This is a genomic window from Methylomicrobium agile (assembly GCF_000733855.1).
Classification (GTDB): Bacteria; Pseudomonadota; Gammaproteobacteria; order Methylococcales; family Methylomonadaceae; genus Methylomicrobium; species Methylomicrobium agile.
The window spans coordinates 3,590,833-3,609,918 of sequence record NZ_JPOJ01000001.1; the positions used below are offsets into that span (position 1 = coordinate 3,590,833).

Sequence of the window (19,086 nt, forward strand, 5' to 3'; positions counted from 1 at the left end):
CGCTGAATCGTTACGGGAAGGATGGGTCGTTCTCTCATCGGCCGAAGAGGGTTCGCCGGGCCAGTTTTTTCGATAACGAGAACAATTGCCCGATAAAAAGCCGACGGCAGGACGACCAGCTCATCTTCATGAAATACCAGGATTCCCGCACATGTTTCTTTTTGAGAAACAAAATCGCCGCCGAAAAGGCCTGCAGCGACCGGGCCCGGCCGATGCTGGCGGAATAGCGGTAGTCCGTAAAGCGGTCCAGTTCCGCCAGGCAATCCAGCGTTCTTTCGGTATGCGCGACGATTCCGGCTTTCTCCTTCCGGTAAAGGGAGGCGCTCCACGAACCGGCGGTAAAAGGGCGGTAGACGGACATGGCGTCGGGCAAATAAAGCGCGCCGCCGGACAAGGCGCCGATAACCTGCAGATAATAATCGCCGACCGGCGCTTTTTCATAATACCAGTCCGGCAGCCGGTCGAACAGGCTGCGTTTCAGCATCAACGACGCGGTAGGGCAAAAGGCGCCGTCGGCGGCAATGAGCCTGTCCACCGGAATGACCGTTACCCGTTTTGCGTAATCGGCGACGGGTGCCAGCGTTTCATCCGCCTGCAGCACGGCGGCGGCGTGAAAACTGATGTCGCATGCCGGATGCTTTCGCATCTCGTCGAATTGGCGCTGCAGTTTGCCAGGGTCGATCCAGAAATCGTCGCCCTCGCACAGGGCGACATAACGGCCCTTCGCATGGCCTGCGGCCAGCGGAACGGGTTTCTTGCCCCGGCTGTACTGGTTTACGGTTTGCAGTACGGCCTTGATCAGCGTCGGATAGGCATCGGCATAACGCTGGACGATGGCGCGGGTGTTGTCGGCGGAGGCATCGTCGTGAATCACGATTTCGAACGGAAAATCCGTCCGCTGCAGCAAAAAACCGCGCAGGGCGTCCTCGATGTAAGCTTCGTGGTTGAAAGTCGCGCAAACGATGCTGACGGCCGGACAGGCGTCCGGCCACGCCGCCATTATTTCGCTTTCGGACCGCAGCCGGGCCCGCCTGAATTCGTCAATATTGAAATCGATCACGGAAAAAACGTTTTCAACGGAGGTTTGCCCGGCGCAGCGCCTTATTTCGATGCATTGGCATGCGGCATGGTTTGCCCGGTATGGGGATAGCCCAGAAAAGCGAATAGTTTTTCGATCGCGCCGGGGTCGGCGACGTTCAGGACCAGCAGGTCGTCCGGCCTGTCTTTGAAATAGTCGATTACGGCGCGATTGTGGTCTTCGTAGCAGCGCGTGTACAGGCCGCGGTCGTAGAGCGTGGTTTCGTCCGCCCCGTAGCGAAGTTGCTGCGCTTCCCAGAGAAAGCCGGGATAGCGGTAGCCGTAGGCGCGCAGATCATCGGCGGTCGGCAGGCGGTTTTTACCGATCAACCCGGTATGGAAGCGCACCAGCGACTCGTACCATTCTTCGGCACTGCCCCGTACCGTCAAAATGAATTTCGATCCCGGATAAGCGGCGTCGACCGCCCGAAAAGTGTCCGGGTAACTGAACGGCACGTCCTGGAAAGCTTCCGCCCGGCGGCAATAACGGATGATGCGGCGGAAGTCGCGCTTGGCCCAGTCATGCAGCAGCAGTTCCGCTTTCGCCTGGTTGCCGACTTTGAGCCCGAGGGAGCGGAATACCCGCTCTATCGAGGTCGTGCCCGTTTTGTTGGCGCCGATGCAGAATATCTTTTTCCGCCTGAAAAAGAGGCACTTTCGAAGCGGCGGCTTGATAAAGCCGGCGAGTTTGTCGAATGTCATGTGTCTGTCAGTGTTGTAGGCTGCGTTTTTTGAACAGGCCGGTGAATTCCGTCAATGTGTTGACGTCCAGCAAACGGGCCAGCAATAGGTAAACCAGGCCGGCCAGAAAGGTGCCCAGCGCCAAGTCGGCGTAGCAGGAAAAACCGGAGTGTTGGGATTGCAGCCATGCCGCCGCGCCCGCCAAGGCGCCGGCGGTCAGGCTGGGAAGTAGGTCCTGCAATTGCCTGAAAACGCCGTAATTCAGAAAGATCTTGCTGTAATAGGCGTTGACCGCCAAGGCGAATACCGAAGCGGCCACCTGCGCCCAGGCAATCGCGATGATCCCGTAAAAACTGCCCCATACCGTCAAGCCGATGGCGACCGATTTTTTTACCAGCATGATGTTGAAAAACAGATCGGATCGGCCTTGCGCCTTCAGCACGTTGGTATTCAGAATGTGCATCGGCCACAGCAGGCCGGCAATGCCGAGCACCTGCAGGAGCGGCGCGCTGGGCAGCCATTTTTCGCCGAACAGCGCCAGCACGATCGGTTCGGCCAGGACGATCGTCAGGATCGAAAGCGGCGTATTGACAAACAGGACCAGGCGCTGCGCCTTGCGGAAGGCGCGGGACAGCCGTTCTCTGTCTTCCGCCAGCGTCGAGAAAGCGGAAAAGGCCACCCGGTTGATCACCAGCATGATGAAATTGACGGGCAGGGACTGCGTTTTCTGCGCGCGGTCGTAAAAACCGACTTCGCGGACCTGGTAAAACTTGCCGATCAGCAGCGAGTAAAGATGGGTATGGAGCAGGTCGGCGAGCGCGACGATCAGCAAATACCCGCCGAACCGGAAATACGAGCGCAGGGAGCTGAAACTGAACGTCCACAGCGGCCGCCAGGCATGCCAGTGCCATAACAGCAGCGTCGATACGGCATTGGCCGCCACGACCTGCAAGGCCAGGCTCCAGGGGCCGAAGCCTTCGAGCGCCAGGCCGATGGCCAGTGCGCCGGAAACGGCGGATGCGATGCCGCCGATTCGGGCGATCAGCTTGAGGTTCAGTTCTTTGGTCAAAAGCGTCGTATGGATCGCCCCGAAAGCGCCGATGAAGACATTGGCCGCCATCGCGTAAGTGAGCGGGCGCAGGATCGGCTTGTCGAACAGCCTCGCCAGATAGGGCGCCAGGACGCACAGCGCCACGAGCGCCGAAAAGCCCATCGCCAGGTTGAAAAAAAAGACGGTCGACTCGTCCGTGCGCGTCACGTTCTGCCTTTGGATCAGCGCCGAGCCGAAGCCGCCGTCGACAAAGACATTGGCCAACCCGGCAAACAGGGCGAGCAAGGCCATCACGCCGAAATCTTCGGGCGACAAAATGCGCGCCATGACGATCAGCACGGCGAACTGCGAACCCTGCCGCAGCGAGACGTCCACGGCACTCCACAGTATGCCTTTCGAAACGTTGTTTTGTAATGAAGGCATCACGTTTCCGGTTCCGCTGTTGTCTTCTTCCCCTTATTCCGCCGAATGCAGCGATTCGAAGGCGGCATAGGCCTTTTCCAGCTGCCGGATAGCCTCGGCTTCGATCCTGACCGTGTTTTTGGGCTCCAGTGCCTCGATCCGGTCGATCGGCATGTTCAGCCCGAACCCGAGGCCGGCATACTTTTCATTGATCGCGCGGGCGACCGACGGCGGGTCGGCACAGAAAGCCTCATAGTCGATAATCAATTTATTCGGCTCGGGAATTTTCAGCATTTGCTCGGCCAGCGCGCGTTCGGTGTAATAGACCTGACCGGCAATCTGGTGATAAAAATCCATGTCTTTCAACTGTGCGTACTCTTTGGGCTTTACCGACCACCACAAGCCGCGGTTGCCGTAGAATCTTTCCCGGGCCTGCAAAATCGACTGCATCACATAGACCGGGTCGCGCCGGATATGGACGAGCAGGCCGTTCGGAAATCCCGAGAAAAGGACATCCAGATTATACTGAACGATAATCGCTTTTGCCGCAAAAGGCCTGGCGAATACGCTTTCGATCGCGGCGATCCCTTTCTGCAGGCCCGCCATGTCGATTTTTTCACAGTCGCCTTCGTCCAGATATTCGGGATCGTATCTCGGCAGAAAACGCCGCCAGAAATGGAAAAACTCGCTGGGCGCCAGGCTGCCTTGGGTCTTTCCGATATCAGAAGCCAATCCTGCGCCGCTGTTTTCGGCCGTTAATTCCTTTTTGTAATCGTACTCGGGATTCGTCAGCAATTCCTGAATCTTGGCGCCGAGAAACGGCGCATAGTAAAAACGCGACAACAGGTTGGTCGGAATCGAAAAAGCGCCGCTCAACGCGAGAAACTGCATGAACACGCTGGTCCCGCTGCGCGGATTGCCGACCAGAAAAAGCGGCGGCATCGCGGGGCGGCCGAAATTTTTTTCGATTTCGCCTTCGATCGGCCCGAGATAGCCGGCGAGTTCTTCCAGAAGCCGTTCGAGATCCTCGTTTCTCCTGAATTGCGGCCTGCGCTGGCCGAGCTGGTTGAGGAACAGTGATTTGTCGTCGTTTTTAAGCGCCATGATGATCCGGACTATTTGAGCAGGGATTCGACCGCATCGGGTGCGAATACGGGAATTTTACAGGATGAACTCACTTCGGCCCTTTCGGAGAACGAATCGTCGATGAAAATCGCCGCTTTGTGCTTGATGAACGACGATTTCTTTTCTCCGTTCCGTAAATGGACTACCGAGTCGAACAGGCGCTCGATCCGGTGTTTTGCCAGCGTTTCGTGGATGTGGCGGGCATGGCGGGTGAGCAGGTGGACTTGCACGCCTTCGTTGAGGCACTGGAACAGAAAGCCGATCAGGCAGGTGTTGATTTTGCCGTCGATCAGCAAGCAATCGTCGAAGTCGACATAGACATGATCGAAGCGGATATCCAGCTTGAAGCGGGAATGCAGGGCCCTGTCCATTTCGATGCCGAAGGGGTTGGGTAAGGCGGAAACCCGATAGCCCTCCAGCTCGTAAATGTTCATCAACGCGAAATTCACGCCCAGATTCCGGTGCATGCCCATGGTGCCGGCCAGGCGGGGCGCGATTTCCATCAAGGCCAGAGCGCCGGCTTTCGATCGTTTCACCTGAAAAAACCACATGCCGGCAAAGGGAAGGCGCGCGTTGATTTTTGCTGCGATCTCCGCGATTTCTTCGGAGCCGAACGGCTTCGTGTTGACGCTGATGCCGTTGGAGATACGCTGCCGCTGCCGGGCGCCCTGGAAAATCAACTCCCCGGTTTTGTCGGTATAGCAGTCGACGGTATATTCTTCGCCCGGCAGGTATTCCAGGATCAGAAGATCGGGCTGGGAAGCCAGATGGAACTCCGCTTCTTCTTTGGAATAGGCCGGAACGGTGCCTTTGGAGCCTTGCCCTACGTCGGGTTTCAGGAATACCGGATATTCCGTGACTTCGGAAAGGCTGCCGTACACGCGGGGCGTGGTCACGACGCCTTCAAACACTTCCATGGTGCGTTTTTTCGAACGCGCTATCCGGCAGGTTTCCACCGGCGAGGTGATGACCGGGCAGGCCAGCCCGCCTTCATGCCGGGCTTCGGCCAGACGCAGCAGCACACTGTCGTGCGCGGGAATCACGTAATCGATGCCCAGTTCCTCGATCAACCGGTTGAGTCGGCCGATAAAGTCGGGATCTTCCACAAAAGGGAGGTCGCCGATATGCCGCTCATAAACGAACCTGCCGTGATCGGGGACGCTGCTGCCGCCGTAGAGTTCGACTTCCTTGGCGAAGCGGAGCGACCGGTACAGTTCCAGTCCGATTTCGGAGCCGCACGGAAAAACCAGGATTTTCAGTTTTTTCATCTTAACGCTGGATGGCTAAAGGGCGAACGGACGTTCTCCGCAGGGATTGCGATTCAGGTTACAGTACGGCATCAGGCATCGCCGGCCGCGATCAGAACGCGAATCACCGAGGCCACCGTTCGGATCGTCGCTTCATCCACGCTCGTTCCGGTCGGCAGCACCACGACCCGGTCCGCCACCTGCCGGGTATTCGCCAACAGCAGGCCGGCATGGGGATATAAAGCGCGGTACGGCTGCATGTTATGGCAGCCGGGCCAGAAATATTTGCGCGCCAGAATGTTTTCGGCGCACAGTGCTTCGATCATCCGGTCGCGGCCGACGGGGCAGTCCGCGCCGATCTCGATCACCACGTACTGGTAATTGTTGCGTTCCGTTTCGTCGAAGGGCAGCAGGCTGATGCCCGGCAAATCGGCCAGTTCCTTTCGGTAGGCGCAGTAATTGCGCCGGTTGGCCTCGACGACGGCGTCAATGGCGTCGAAATTGACCAGGCCCATCGCGGCGGCGATTTCGACCATTTTGCCGTTCGTGCCGGGATAGATCACGTTGTCGAGGCCCGAAAAACCGAAATTGCGCATCAGGCGCATCGCTTCGGCCAGCGCGTCGTCGTTGGTGACCACGGCGCCGCCTTCGAAGGTGTTGAAAAACTTGGTGGCGTGAAAACTGAAGACTTCGCAGTCGCCGAAATTGCCGATCATGGCGCCCCGGTGCGAACAGGCGAACGCATGGGCGGCGTCGAACAGCAGTTTCAGGCCGAATTCGTCGGCAATAGCCTGCAAGGCTTCGACGGCCGCGCTGCGGCCCCAGAGATGAACGCCGATGATGCCGCTCGTGCGCGGGGTGATCATGCGCCGTACCGCTTCGGGATCCAGGGTGTGGGTCCGTTCGCCGATATCGGCGAAAACCGGCGTGATCGCCTGCCAGTGCAGGGCGTGAGCGGTGGCGATAAAAGTATAGGAGGGCACGATCACTTCGCCGCTGAGTCCCAGGGCGCGTATCGCGATTTCCAGGGCAATGGTGCCGTTGCACATCGCCACGCAGTGCTTGACGCGATGGTAGTCGGCGACGCGCCGTTCGAATTCCTGGACCAGCGGGCCGTTATTGCTCAGCCAGCAGCGCTCGAAGATGTCGTCCGCGTATTTCATGAAGGCGTCCCGGCTGCCTATGTTCGGCCGGCCGACGTGCAAGGGGAGGTCGAAAGCCGGCCCGGCTCCGTTGATGGCCAAATCCTGTACCGTAGTGATCGTTTTCATCTTGCTGTGCGGAGGCTGTCGCTCCGGAAAAAGTCGTTGAAGAGCCCGGACAGGGTCGCGGCACCGTAGACGCTCAAGTGATCGTCATCCTTGTACAAGGAATGTCCGTCCCGTTCTATCAGGCACTGCGACGAGGCGCAGAGTACCGAAGCGACATCGGCGATTTCGACCGGATAGTGTACGCTCAGTTCGTTTATAATTCGGGTCATGGTGCGCTGGCGTTCCCGGTAATCCCCGGCCGTGGGAACCTCATGGGAGGCGCGATGCCCGAATAAGGTCTCCCGCGCCAGTGTCGAAGGAACGTTCCAGCCGATTTCGGGAACCTGGCTCACGAAAACCGTCCGGAATCCTTCGTCGGTTAAAAACTGCAAAGTTCTTTCCAAACCGGCTTTTAAAGCCTCCGGGTTGTCCTGGATCCCTTTCGGGGAAATGATCACCGGCCGGCCCTGTTCGGCTCCGTAGCGGGTGCCTTCCGCCGAGATTGCCCAGCGCGCGACCAGAAAAACGGTTCCGATATGCCGGTTTTGTTGCAGCCAGCGCTTGACCGAATCGTTGAACTTGCGGCAACCCTGCTCGTAGGCGTTGAAACGTTCGACGTCCAGCAAGGGCGGACAGCTGGTATGCGCATATAACAGGCCCGCCGCACCGTTCCGTTCGGCGGAGAGATGGAGGGATTCCGCCATCGAGAAGGCGTGCGAATCGCCCCAAACGATGAAATCGAGCCGCTCGGAAGACGCCCGGCCCAGTCGGCAGGCTTGTCCGTTGTCGATCCTGTCCTGGGGCAGATCGATGCAGTCGCCTTGCAGTTGCTGCAATTTGAACGAAGCTTTGGCCAGTTTTACCGGCTCCTCGGGAAGCCGGTCCGGAAAGCCTTGTTTGATATGTCCGGCCAGGCCGACGGAAACGAAACTCGACATGGCGAGGCCGGCGCCGCCGAATAGCCATTTTTTCGACAGGAGGCCGTTTTTCCCGCGAAACGGCCTTTCGATGTATTGCCACGATAAAGCGGCCGCCAGGCAGGAAACGCCCAATAGCGCGAGCTTTTCATAACCGGCGAGCGGCCTGATCGCATAATATTTCGCAAAAACGATCAGAGGCCAATGCCATAGGTACAGGGAATAGGAAATCAGTCCGACGGCCAGCAACGGTTTGCAGCCCAGCAAGCGTCCGACAAAAGTGCGTTGCCGGGCGTCGGCATGAATGGCCAGGGCGGTTCCGAGGCAGGGAAACAGCGCCTTCGCGCCGGGAAAGAGGGTTTGATCGTCGAAGGCGAAGATGCCGTAGACGATGGCGCCGAAACCGAGATACGACAGCGCTTCCCTGGCAGACCGCGAGCGGACGGGAGGTAAAAGGCCGATGGCTGGCAAAGTGCCGATCAGGAGTTCCCAGGCGCGAAAGTGGGGCAAATAAAAAACGGAAGGCGATTGCCCGTGCAGATAAAATTCGCTCAGGAACAAGGAGAAACAAGCGACGCCGGATAAAACGGCGAAGGTCCACTGCAACGAAAGCCGGCCGACGAGAACCAGTAGGAAAGGGTACAACAGGTAAAACTGTTCTTCGATCGATAAGGACCAGGTATGCAGCAAAGGCTTCAATTCCGCAGTCGAATCGAAATAGCCGGCGGTTTTCCAGAATAACAGGTTCGACGCGAACAGGGTGGCGGCGACCAGGCTTTGGAAGACGGACTGGAAATCCTTGGGCAGGAAAAGGAAATAAGGGATTGCCAGGGAAAATAAAAAAACCGTAAACAGCGCGGGAAACAGCCGGCGAATCCTTCTTTCGTAAAAGCCGAGCCACGAAAAAGACCGGCGGCGGATGTCGGGATAAACGATGCGCGTGATGAGGTAACCCGATATCACGAAAAACATATCGACGCCGACGTATCCACCGCTGAAAGGGGCGATGTCAAGGTGATAAGCGACTACGGAAAGAACGGCGATGGCGCGCAGGCCGTCGATGTCCGGACGATAGGCGATCGTTTGCATCGTAAACTTTACAGTTGGAATGGCCGAAAAAATCAATGCCCGGCAATCAGGCTTCGGTGCTGCATCGCTTCGATCACCTGCCGCACCGAAGCCTCCAGATCGAGTTTTCCGGTGTTGACGGTGAGTTCGGGGTTTTCCGGGGTTTCGTAAGGGGAGGAAATGCCGGTAAATTCCGCAATCTGGCCGGCGCGGGCTTTTTTGTAAAGCCCTTTGACGTCTCTCGATTCGCAGATTTCTACCGGACTGTCGCAAAAGATTTCCATGAAACCGCCATGTTCGACCATGCTGCGCACGCGGGCGCGGTCGGCTTTGTACGGCGAGATGAACGCGGTCAGCACGATCACGCCGGCCTCCATGAACAGTTTCGCCACTTCGCCGACCCGGCGGATATTTTCTTCCCGGTCTTTCGCGGAAAAGCCCAGGTCGCCGCAGAGGCCGTGGCGGACGTTGTCGCCGTCCAGCACGAAGGTCCGGCAGCCCATCCGATGCAGTTCTTCCTCGACCGCATGGGCCAGGGTCGATTTGCCGGCGCCGGACAGGCCGGTAAACCAGACGATCGCGCCGCGGTGGCCGTTGAGTCGTTCGCGGCGGGCGCGGGTGACGGTGGCGTGATGCCAGACGACATCGGTTGAAGTTTGCGGTTTGCGGGATTCGTTCATAGGCAGTCTTGTACGGCGCTGAGAAGGGCATGGTTGGCCTTGCCCAATACGAAAAACTCCGGATTGTGCAAATCGGCCTTGTTGTAGCGCAGGGTCGTGCCGGACAGATCGCAAACTTTCCCGCTGGCCGCCTCGACCACCGCGTGCGCGGCGGCGGTGTCCCACTCCATCGTCGGACCCAGGCGCGGGTAGAAATGCGCGCTGCCTTCGGCAACCAGGCAGAACTTCAACGAACTGCCCATCGTGAGGCATTCGTGCGGTCCCAAATGGTCGAGCAGGGCGGTCGTGCGGGCGTCGCGGTGCGAACGGCTGGCGACGACTTTCAGGACGTCTTGCGCGTCGCGGGGGGCGACCTGAATGGGTTCGGCCCGACGCTGTCCGCGTTCGACAAATGCGCCCGTGCCGGCGGCGCCCGCATAACATACGTCCAGCGCGGGCGCATGCACGACGCCGAGCACCGGCCGGCCCTGTTCGACCAGGGCGATATTGACGGTAAATTCACCGTTGCGCTTAATGAATTCCTTGGTGCCGTCGAGCGGATCGACCAGCCAGAAACGCTGCCAGGCGGCGCGCTGTCGATACGGAATCTCCGCGGACTCCTCGGAAAGCACCGGGATATCGGGCGTCAGCCGCGCCAATCCGTCGACAATGATCCGGTTCGAAATCAGGTCGGCTTCGGTCAGCGGCGACTGGTCGGCTTTCAGTACGATTTCGCCGCCCGGCTGGTTGTAGACGGCCATAATGCCTTGACCGGCGGCTTTGGCGATCGCGATGATTTGATGCAAAAATGATTCGGGCACTGAATTAGGGAATCTTCGAGCAGGAATATGACTGTTCTGCGGCACTGCAGCGCGGACTGGCGCGAACGCCGTCACCGTAAAAATTCTTCGAATTTCGTAAAAGACAAGGTCGCCGGATTCGGCGCATCCTTTCGGCTTGCTTTTAAAGGACGTGATTATTGCATATTCTTCCCCCAAAAGTCATGCTCTGCCCGAATTTAAAATCGTGACAGCACATTTCCACGACAATTGGGTTTTGTCGTTTCGACTAATTTTGTGCGCTAGCTTCGGGCCGCCGCAATTCCTGCGCGCTACGCTTCCGTTTCTGCAATCGTAAACATAGATACTGTTATCCAGGTCAACAACCGTGGGGCGTTTTCGCGATAGCAAAACGCCAACAGACTTCAAAGCGATGGTGGATTGCCTGACGGCGAATCCACCCTACAAGAGCTTCTACGCCTGTATCCGATCTCGGCATCGACAAAGGGTTAAGGACGGGGTTGCAAACTCTGTCGCGTCTAAAGGGGGTGCGGAATTCGCTGATTCCTCATTAAGAATGGAGCGAATTCCGATATACTGGCGCGTTTTCTTTATCGGGGAATCCCCGCTATTCATTCGCACCCGTCTTTTTTCATGGAATTCAATTTAATCGCTACCGACGGCGCGGCCCGCCGCGGTCAATTGACTTTTGCGCGCGGCACGGTCGAAACGCCGATCTTCATGCCGGTCGGTACCTACGGCGCCGTCAAATCGCTCACTCCGGAAGATCTGGTCGGTATCGGCGCGCAGATCATTCTCGGCAATACCTTTCATCTGATGCTTCGGCCCGGCATGGACGTGATCAGGGCGCACGGCAGCCTGCACGAATTCATGCGCTGGGACAGGCCGATCCTGACCGATTCCGGCGGCTTTCAAGTATTTAGCCTCGGCGCGTTGCGCAAGATCACCGAGCAGGGCGTGACGTTTCGTTCGCCGGTCGACGGCAGTAGGATTTTCATGGGGCCGGAAGAGTCGATGCAGGTGCAGATGGGCCTGGGTTCCGATATCGTGATGATCTTCGACGAATGCACGCCGTACCCGGCGACCGTGCAGCAGGCGGCCGATTCGATGCGGTTGTCGCTGCGCTGGGCCGAACGCAGCAAGAAGGCGCACGGCGGCAATCCGTCCGCCTTGTTCGGGATCGTGCAGGGCGGCATGTACGAGCATCTGCGCCGCGAATCGCTGGCCGGGTTGGTCGATATCGGTTTCGACGGCTATGCGATCGGCGGCCTGTCGGTCGGCGAGCCGAAGGAAGAAATGCTGGCGGCGCTGGATTTTATCGCGCCGCAGATGCCGGCCGACAAGCCGCGTTACCTGATGGGCGTCGGCACCCCCGAAGATCTGGTCGAAGCGGTCCGGCGGGGTGTCGACATGTTCGATTGCGTGATGCCGACCCGCAATGCGCGGAACGGCCATCTGTTTACCCGTTTCGGCGTGGTCAAGATCCGCAACAGCCGGTATCAGGCCGACACCCGGCCGCTCGACGAAGCCTGCGGCTGCTACACCTGCCGGAACTATTCGCGCGCGTATCTGCGCCATCTCGACAAATGCGGCGAAATGCTGGGTTCCAGGCTGAATACGATCCACAACCTTTATTATTACCTGAGCCTGATGCGCGAAATCCGCGAGGCGATCGAAAATCGGGACTTCGATCGTTTCGCTCACGAATTTTACCGCCAACGAGGCAAAGTCGCGCCGGATATGGCATAATACGGCGATTTACCATTAATATAATAATTTTTTCAAGGAAAATCATGAGTTTCTTTATTTCCGACGCGATGGCCGCCGCTCCGGCCGCGCAGCAGGCGCCCGGCATCGAAGGCATGCTGTTTCCGCTGGCCATCCTGGTGTTCTTCTATTTCATGTTCCTGCGTCCGCAATCGAAGCGCGCCAAGGAAAAGAAAGAAATGCTCGCCAAAATGCAGAAAGGCGCCGAAGTGGTCACTTCCGGCGGTATTTTGGGCAAGGTCGTCGATCTGGACGAGAATTTCGTCAGGATCGAGGTTTCCGAGAATACGTTCATTCAGGTGCAGCGGCAAAGTATTGAAAGCATCATGCCGAAGGGCACTTATAAGGCGATTACCAAAAAGATTTCCACCCATAAGCCCTGATATGGGCGCGTCCCGGCGCGTCGGTTTCTCTCGATCAGCAAGAGGCGATTCAATAACTGGAATGATTCAGCATGCAAAACCATTATCCGCTCTGGAAAAATATTTTAATCCTGGCCGTATTCTTCGTTTCGGCGATTTACGCGCTGCCGAACCTGTACGGCAACGATCCTTCCGTGCAGGTTTCGCCGCAGCATTCGGAGAAACTGGACCTGGAGCAGGCCAATAAGATCGAGTCCGCAATCAAGGCGGCCGGTGCGGCGGTCAAGGCGTTCGAATACAAGGACGACCGGGTGCTCGCGCGCTTCAACAATACCGACGACCAGATCAAGGTCGCGGATTTGCTGAGAGATCAGATGGGCGGCAATTACACGGTTGCGCTGAATCTGGCGCCCGCGACGCCGGCCTGGCTCGACGCCTTGGGCGCCAAGGCGATGTATCTCGGCCTCGATCTGCGCGGCGGCGTGCACTTCCTGATGGAAGTGGATATGGACGCGGCGGTCAAACAGGCCGAAGACCGTTATAACGACGATGTGCGCCAGGCGCTCAGGGAAGCGAAAATACGTTATCAAGCGGTCAGTAAGGAAGGCGTCCGGATCAAGGTGAAATTGAATTCGGCGGATGACCGCGCCGCTGCGGCGGGTTTGTTGGCGCGCGATTTTCCGGGGCTGGATATCACGGATACCGAGGCTCAGGATGAAATCCTGCTGGCAATGTCCGAAAAAGAAGTGCGCGAAATCAAAAAGAACGCGGTCGGCCAGAACATTACGACATTGCGTAACCGGGTCAATGAACTGGGCGTTGCGGAACCCGTGATCCAGCAGCAGGGCGAGAACCGGATCGTCGTGCAGTTGCCCGGCGTGCAGGATACCGCCCGCGCGAAGGAAATTCTGGGCACGACCGCCACGCTGGAATACCGCCTGGTCGATACCGAGCATGACGTGCAGAATGCGGTCGAAGGCCATGTGCCGGCCGGCAGCCGGTTGTATTACGAGAAGAACGGCAATCCGATCCTGCTCGACCGCCGTATTATCGTGACCGGCGACCAGATCGTCGACGCGTCTTCCGGTATGGACCAGGACGGACGCCCTGCGGTGTTTATCACCCTGAACGGCGCCGGCGCCTCGAAAATGGGCAAGGTGACGCAGGACAACGTCGGCAAGCCGATGGCGGTCGTGTTCATCGAATATAAGGTCGATACCAAAGTGGTCGACGGCCAGAAAGTCCGTACCAAACAAAAAGTCGAAAAAGTGATCAGCGTCGCGACGATCCAGGGCGTGTTCAGCAAACGCTTCCAGACCACCGGCCTCGACGGTGCGGGCGAGGCGCGCAATCTGGCGTTGCTGCTCAGGGCGGGATCGCTGGCCGCGCCGGTCGACATCGTCGAAGAACGCACGGTTGGTCCCAGCCTGGGCCAGGAAAATATCGCTAAGGGCATCAACTCCAATGTCTACGGTTTCCTGACGATCACTCTGTTCATGATTGTTTATTACCGCCTGTTCGGGGTGTTTTCCGTCGTCGCCTTGGGCGTGAACGTATTGTTGTTGGTGGCGGTGCTATCCTTGCTGCAGGCCACGCTGACGCTGCCGGGCATGGCGGGGATCGCGCTGACCGTGGGCATGGCCATCGACGCCAATGTGCTGATCAACGAACGGATTCGCGAGGAGCTCAGAATCGGCATGACGCCGCATGCCGCCATTTATGCCGGTTACGAACGGGCGTTCGCGACCATTTTGGATTCCAATATCACCACCTTGATTGCCGGCATCGCGTTGTTCATGCTGGGCTCGGGCCCCATCCGCGGTTTTGCGCTGGTGCTGTGCATCGGTATTTTGACCTCCATGTTCAGCGCGGTGCTGGTATCGAGAGCGTTGGTCAATGGCGTCTACGGTTGGCGGCGTAAATTGGACAAGTTGGCTATCTAAATCCGAGGATTCAATGGAATTTTTTAAAATTAAACGCGATATCCCGTTTATGCGCTATGGTCGTGTAACCACGACCATTTCGCTGGTGACCTTTATTCTGGCAATATTGGCCTTAAGCTTTAAAGGGCTTAATTTGGGGTTGGACTTTACCGGCGGCATCCAGATCGAAGTCCGTTACGATCAGCCGGCCAACCTCGAAACGGTTCGAAAAATTCTGGAAGATCAGAAGCTGACCGAATTTTCGGTGCAGAATATCGGCAGCGTGAAAAATGTACTGATCCGTTTGCCCATGAAGCCGGAAATCAACAACGCCAGATTGAGCGAGATGGTGTTGGCAAAATTGAAAGAGCAGGATGCCGGCGTCGTGTTGCGCAGCGTCGAATTTGTCGGGCCGCAAGTCGGCCAGGAATTGTTCGAAAGCGGCGGATTGGCGTTGATGTTGGTCGTGGCGGGGATTATGGCTTATTTGGCCGTCCGCTTCGAGTGGCGTTTCGCGTTGGCGGCCATTATCGCCAACATGCACGACATCGTGATCATTCTCGGCATGTTCGCGTTTTTTCAATGGGAGTTCACGCTGCCGGTTCTGGCCGGCGTATTGGCGATATTGGGCTATTCGGTCAACGAATCGGTCGTGGTATTCGACCGGGTACGGGAAAATTTCCATTTGATGCGCAATACGAGCGTGCCCGACATGATCGATAACGCCATCACGGCAACCATGTCGCGCACCGTGATTACGCATTTCATGACTCAGCTGATGGTGCTGGCGATGTTTTTCTTCGGTGGCGAAGCGCTGCATAATTTTGCGCTGGCGCTGACCATCGGCATCGTGTTCGGCATTTACTCGTCCGTTCTGGTCGCAAGTCCTATCCTGCTGTGGTTGGGCGTATCGAGACAAGATCTGATGGTAAAAAAGGAAAGTGTCGAAATCGACAATTTGCCTTGACAACGGTTAAGCCGTTACAAGACCGTAGGGTACGCTGTGCGTACCGTGTTCGGGCATCTCTTACGACCGACAGGAAAAAGGTACGCACAGCGTACCCTACATTTTCGATATAGAATCCTGTTCGGGTATAATAGGCAATTAATTTTTTCATTATTATCTGGAGTTGTAATCCTCATGGCGATAGAACGCACTTTTTCCATCATCAAACCCGACGCGGTAGCCAAAAACGTGATCGGCGAAATCTACAGCCGTTTCGAAAAGAGCGGCCTCAGAATCGTCGCGGCGAAAATGGTTCACCTGACTCAGGCGCAGGCCGAAGGTTTTTATGCGGTGCATAAAGAGCGTCCGTTTTTCAAGGACTTGGTATCGTTCATGATTTCCGGTCCGGTGATGATGCAGGTGTTGGAAGGCGAAAATGCGATCGCGCTTAACCGCGAAATCATGGGCGCCACCAACCCGAAAGACGCCGCTCTCGGCACGATCCGCGCCGATTTCGCCAGCAGCATCGACGAAAACGCGGTGCACGGTTCCGACGGTCAGGATACCGCGAAAGAAGAAATCGCTTTCTTTTTCTCCGACAATGAACTCTGCGCCCGCACCCGCTAACGCGGCATCGATCAACTTGCTCGATTTCGACAGAAAAGGTCTTGGGGCCTTTTTTGTCGAACACGGCGAAAAGCCGTTCCGTGCGACTCAACTGTTGAAATGGATCTATCAGGAAGGCGTTGACGACTTCGAGGCGATGACCAACTTGAGCAAGCCTTTGCGCGCCTGGCTGACAGCACATTGCCGGATCGAAGCGCCCGAGATCGTGCTCGAACAGCAGGCGTCCGACGGCACCTGCAAATGGGTGCTCGAAACGCATTGCGGCAACCGCGTCGAGACGGTCTTCATTCCGGAAGAGAGCCGCGGGACCCTGTGCGTGTCTTCGCAGATCGGCTGCGCGCTGGCCTGCTCGTTCTGTTCGACCGCACAGCAGGGCTTCAACCGCAATCTGGCGACTTCCGAAATCATCGGCCAGGTACTGGCCGCGCAAAAACGGCTCGGTTCCGCACGCAAAATCACCAATGTCGTAATGATGGGGATGGGCGAACCGCTGCTGAATTTCGACAACGTGGTCGCCGCGATGAATCTGATGATGGACGACTTCGCATTCGGACTGTCCAAGCGGCGCGTGACGCTCAGCACTTCCGGCGTGGTGCCGGCGATGTACCGGCTGACCGAAGTCTGCGATGTGAGTCTGGCGGTTTCGCTGCATGCGGTTCGGGACGAACTGCGCGATCAACTGGTGCCGATCAACAAGAAATATCCGTTGAGCGAACTGATGGAAGCCTGCCGCGACAATGCGAAGCTCGCGCCGCGGCGCACGATCACGTTCGAATACGTGATGCTCGACGGCATCAACGATTCGCCGGAAGATGCGAAAGGCCTGATCGAATTGTTGTCGACGGTGCCTTCCAAACTGAATCTGATTCCGTTCAATCCGTTCCCGAACTCGCCGTACCGCTGTTCGAGCAATAACCGGATCAATCTGTTCAAGACGATGCTGAACGAAGCCGGCATCGTGACCACGGTCAGGAAAACGCGCGGCGACGACATCGATGCGGCATGCGGTCAGTTGGTCGGCAAGGTGAAGGACAGAAGCCGCCGGCATTTGAAGTTGAAAGCCGCGGAAAATGAGCGGGCCGCTTGAGATGAATCCGTCTATGCTCCGGATTTTGCTTTGTGGTTCGATGCTGAGCCTGAGCGCCTGTTCCTGGTTCGGCGGCAAGTCGCCCGAACGCGACTCGCAACGGGCTTCGGAAACCTATTACCAGCTCGGCATCCGGTATATGGATCTAAACAAGCTGGAAGAGGCAAGGGAAAATCTGGAGCGCGCGATCGATGAGGATTCCGATAACGCCAAGGCGCATAATGCGTTGGCTTTTCTTTACGAAAGGTTGAGGCAATATGACGAGGCGGAAGACGAATACGAGACCGCGCTGAGCATCAAGCCCGACGATTTCGGCACCCAGAACAATCTCGGACGCTTCCGGTGCGAGCATGGGGGGGAGGCCGGGAAAGGCTTGGCGCTGCTGGCCAAGGCAGCCGACAATCCGCTGAACGATCGCCAATGGCTGGCGCTGACCAATGCCGGGCGCTGCGAGATGGCACGGGGCCGTATGGCGGAGGCGGAGACTTTTTTCAGAAAAGCACTGGACTTGAACAAAGCCTATGCGCCGGCGCTGGCCGCGATGCAGAAAATCAGTTATCAGAAAAACGATCTTTGGCCGGCGAAAGCGTTCCTGGCGCGCTACCTGAGCGTGGCTCAGCCTACGCCGGAAACCCTGTTCATCGGCTATCATACCGAGCGAGCCTTGGGTAATCGGGCGCCCGCGGAAGAATACCGCACTTTGTTGCTGGAAAAATTTCCGAGCTCCAGCGAAGCGAAAAAAATCCGGTCTGCTCAAAAATAACAGACTCATCATTCATGGCAAATCATATACAAGCAATCCGCGGCATGCATGACGTGCTTCCCGATCAGGCGCCGCTTTGGCAGTATGCCGAACAGGTCATCCGGGAAGTGCTGGGCGCATACGGGTACAACGAAATCCGTACGCCTATCGTTGAAAAAACCGAACTGTTCAAGCGCTCGATCGGCGAAGTGACCGATATCGTCGAGAAAGAAATGTATACGTTCGACGACCGGAACGGCGATTCGCTGACGCTGCGCCCGGAAGGCACGGCCGGCTGCCTGCGCGCCTGCCTCGAACACGGCCTGCTGGCGAATCAGGCGCATCGCCTCTGGTACTACGGTCCGATGTACCGCCATGAGCGTCCGCAGAAGGGACGCTACCGGCAGTTTTACCAGTTGGGCGTCGAAACCTACGGGATGGCGGGGCCGGACATCGACGCCGAACTGATCCTGATCATGCACCGCTTGTGGCAGCGGCTGGGCATTCGCGAAAAAATCCGCCTGGAGATCAACTCGCTCGGCACGATCGCGGAAAGAACTGCCTACCGGGAGAGCCTGGTCGGTTATTTCAAGACCCATCTCGATCAATTGGACGCAGACAGCCTGAGGCGGCTGGAAACCAATCCGCTCCGGATTCTCGATACCAAAAATCCGGCGATGAAAGCCGTCGTGAGCGGCGCGCCGGCGCTGATGGATTATCTGGGCGAAGCCAGCCGCGCGCATTTCGACGGCTTCCGGCAGATTCTCGACGACCTGGGCGTCGCTTACGAAATCAACATGCGCCTGGTGCGCGGGCTCGACTATTACTGCAATACCGTGTTCGAATGGGTGACCGACGAGTTGGGCTCGCAAGGCACCGTTTGCGCCGGCGGCCGTTACGACGGCCTGATCGAGCAGTTGGGCGGCAAAGCCAGCCATGCGGTCGGTTTTGCGATGGGGATCGAACGGGTATTGGCGCTGGTCGAATCGCTGGCGGACGTGCCGGTCTCCCGAACGGTCGATGCGTACCTGATCCGGGTAGGAGAACGGGCCGAGCGCGTCGGCATGCGGTTTGCGGAATCGCTGCGCTCCGAAGTGCCCGAATTGAAGCTCCAGGTCCATTGCGGCGGCGGCAGCTTCAAGAATCAGTTCAAGAAAGCCGATAAATCGGGCGCCGAGTTCGCGGTCATCCTCGGCGATGACGAAGTCAGCCGCGGCGAAATTGCGGTCAAGCCGCTCCGGCTCGAAAATGTGGCCGAGACGTCGCAAGCGAGCATGAGCGAACGGCAGGCGGTGGATTTTTTCCGCCAGCGCTACGGCAAGAAATAACCTATTGATTATCAAATTTTAGATCGGG

At 57.6% G+C, this 19,086-nt stretch carries 17 protein-coding genes; 8 read left to right on the forward strand and 9 right to left on the reverse strand.

Going from position 1 to position 19,086, the window contains the following annotated elements; translation table 11 throughout:
* Positions 1-34: 34 nt before the first annotated feature.
* From CC94_RS0116785 to cysQ, 9 genes are all read right to left on the reverse strand, one after another.
* The gene (locus CC94_RS0116785) at positions 35-1,000 is read right to left on the reverse strand and encodes a glycosyltransferase (protein ID WP_157203456.1); all 966 of its coding nucleotides are present in this window, start codon (positions 998-1,000) and stop codon (positions 35-37) included.
* A 101-nt stretch (positions 1,001-1,101) separates the two neighbouring features.
* Positions 1,102-1,779, reverse strand: coding sequence for a sulfotransferase (locus CC94_RS0116790; RefSeq protein WP_005371742.1), 678 nt, complete (start codon positions 1,777-1,779; stop codon positions 1,102-1,104).
* A 7-nt stretch (positions 1,780-1,786) separates the two neighbouring features.
* Positions 1,787-3,232 carry a lipopolysaccharide biosynthesis protein gene (locus CC94_RS0116795; RefSeq protein WP_005371744.1) on the reverse strand — a complete coding sequence of 482 codons (1,446 nt, stop codon included), beginning with the start codon at positions 3,230-3,232 and terminating at the stop codon, positions 1,787-1,789.
* Between the two features lie 33 nt (positions 3,233-3,265).
* On the reverse strand, positions 3,266-4,315 hold the full coding sequence (locus CC94_RS0116800; RefSeq protein WP_005371746.1) for a sulfotransferase: 1,050 nt from the start codon (positions 4,313-4,315) through the stop codon (positions 3,266-3,268).
* Between the two features lie 11 nt (positions 4,316-4,326).
* The gene (locus CC94_RS0116805) at positions 4,327-5,604 is read right to left on the reverse strand and encodes an ATP-grasp domain-containing protein (RefSeq protein WP_005371748.1); all 1,278 of its coding nucleotides are present in this window, start codon (positions 5,602-5,604) and stop codon (positions 4,327-4,329) included.
* Positions 5,605-5,675: 71 nt separating this feature from the next.
* Positions 5,676-6,854 (reverse strand): DegT/DnrJ/EryC1/StrS family aminotransferase, encoded by a 1,179-nt coding sequence (locus CC94_RS0116810; RefSeq protein WP_005371749.1) that lies wholly within the window; start codon positions 6,852-6,854, stop codon positions 5,676-5,678.
* Positions 6,851-8,839 carry an acyltransferase family protein gene (locus CC94_RS0116815; protein ID WP_005371750.1) on the reverse strand — a complete coding sequence of 663 codons (1,989 nt, stop codon included), beginning with the start codon at positions 8,837-8,839 and terminating at the stop codon, positions 6,851-6,853. Before CC94_RS0116815 ends, CC94_RS0116810 begins: the two co-directional genes overlap by 4 nt.
* Positions 8,840-8,871: 32 nt before the next feature.
* Positions 8,872-9,498, reverse strand: coding sequence for an adenylyl-sulfate kinase (gene cysC, locus CC94_RS0116820; RefSeq protein ID WP_005371751.1), 627 nt, complete (start codon positions 9,496-9,498; stop codon positions 8,872-8,874).
* Complete coding sequence (gene cysQ, locus CC94_RS0116825; RefSeq protein WP_245549503.1) at positions 9,495-10,283, reverse strand: 3'(2'),5'-bisphosphate nucleotidase CysQ; 789 nt, start codon at positions 10,281-10,283, stop codon at positions 9,495-9,497. Before cysQ ends, cysC begins: the two co-directional genes overlap by 4 nt.
* Before the next feature lie 627 nt (positions 10,284-10,910).
* On the opposite strand from cysQ, the gene tgt reads away from it, so the two are divergent.
* From tgt to hisS, 8 genes are all read left to right on the forward strand, one after another.
* On the forward strand, positions 10,911-12,026 hold the full coding sequence (tgt, locus tag CC94_RS0116830; RefSeq protein ID WP_005371753.1) for a tRNA guanosine(34) transglycosylase Tgt: 1,116 nt from the start codon (positions 10,911-10,913) through the stop codon (positions 12,024-12,026).
* A 44-nt stretch (positions 12,027-12,070) separates the two neighbouring features.
* Positions 12,071-12,427 (forward strand): preprotein translocase subunit YajC, encoded by a 357-nt coding sequence (yajC, locus tag CC94_RS0116835; RefSeq protein WP_005371754.1) that lies wholly within the window; start codon positions 12,071-12,073, stop codon positions 12,425-12,427.
* A 71-nt stretch (positions 12,428-12,498) separates the two neighbouring features.
* Positions 12,499-14,349, forward strand: a complete 1,851-nt coding sequence (secD, locus tag CC94_RS0116840) for a protein translocase subunit SecD (RefSeq protein WP_005371755.1) — start codon at positions 12,499-12,501, stop codon at positions 14,347-14,349.
* Between the two features lie 13 nt (positions 14,350-14,362).
* Entirely contained in the window at positions 14,363-15,295 is a 933-nt protein-coding gene (gene secF, locus CC94_RS0116845; RefSeq protein ID WP_005371756.1) for a protein translocase subunit SecF, read from the forward strand.
* Positions 15,296-15,469: 174 nt separating this feature from the next.
* Complete coding sequence (gene ndk / locus CC94_RS0116850; protein WP_005371757.1) at positions 15,470-15,901, forward strand: nucleoside-diphosphate kinase; 432 nt, start codon at positions 15,470-15,472, stop codon at positions 15,899-15,901.
* Positions 15,876-16,988: a dual-specificity RNA methyltransferase RlmN gene (rlmN, locus tag CC94_RS0116855; protein WP_031431619.1), complete on the forward strand. Its 1,113-nt coding sequence runs from the start codon at positions 15,876-15,878 to the stop codon at positions 16,986-16,988. Before ndk ends, rlmN begins: the two co-directional genes overlap by 26 nt.
* A gap of 13 nt (positions 16,989-17,001) precedes the next feature.
* Positions 17,002-17,751 (forward strand): type IV pilus biogenesis/stability protein PilW, encoded by a 750-nt coding sequence (gene pilW, locus CC94_RS0116860; RefSeq protein ID WP_031431620.1) that lies wholly within the window; start codon positions 17,002-17,004, stop codon positions 17,749-17,751.
* Positions 17,752-17,765: 14 nt separating this feature from the next.
* Positions 17,766-19,058 carry a histidine--tRNA ligase gene (hisS, locus tag CC94_RS0116865; protein ID WP_005371763.1) on the forward strand — a complete coding sequence of 431 codons (1,293 nt, stop codon included), beginning with the start codon at positions 17,766-17,768 and terminating at the stop codon, positions 19,056-19,058.
* Positions 19,059-19,086: the final 28 nt, after the last annotated feature.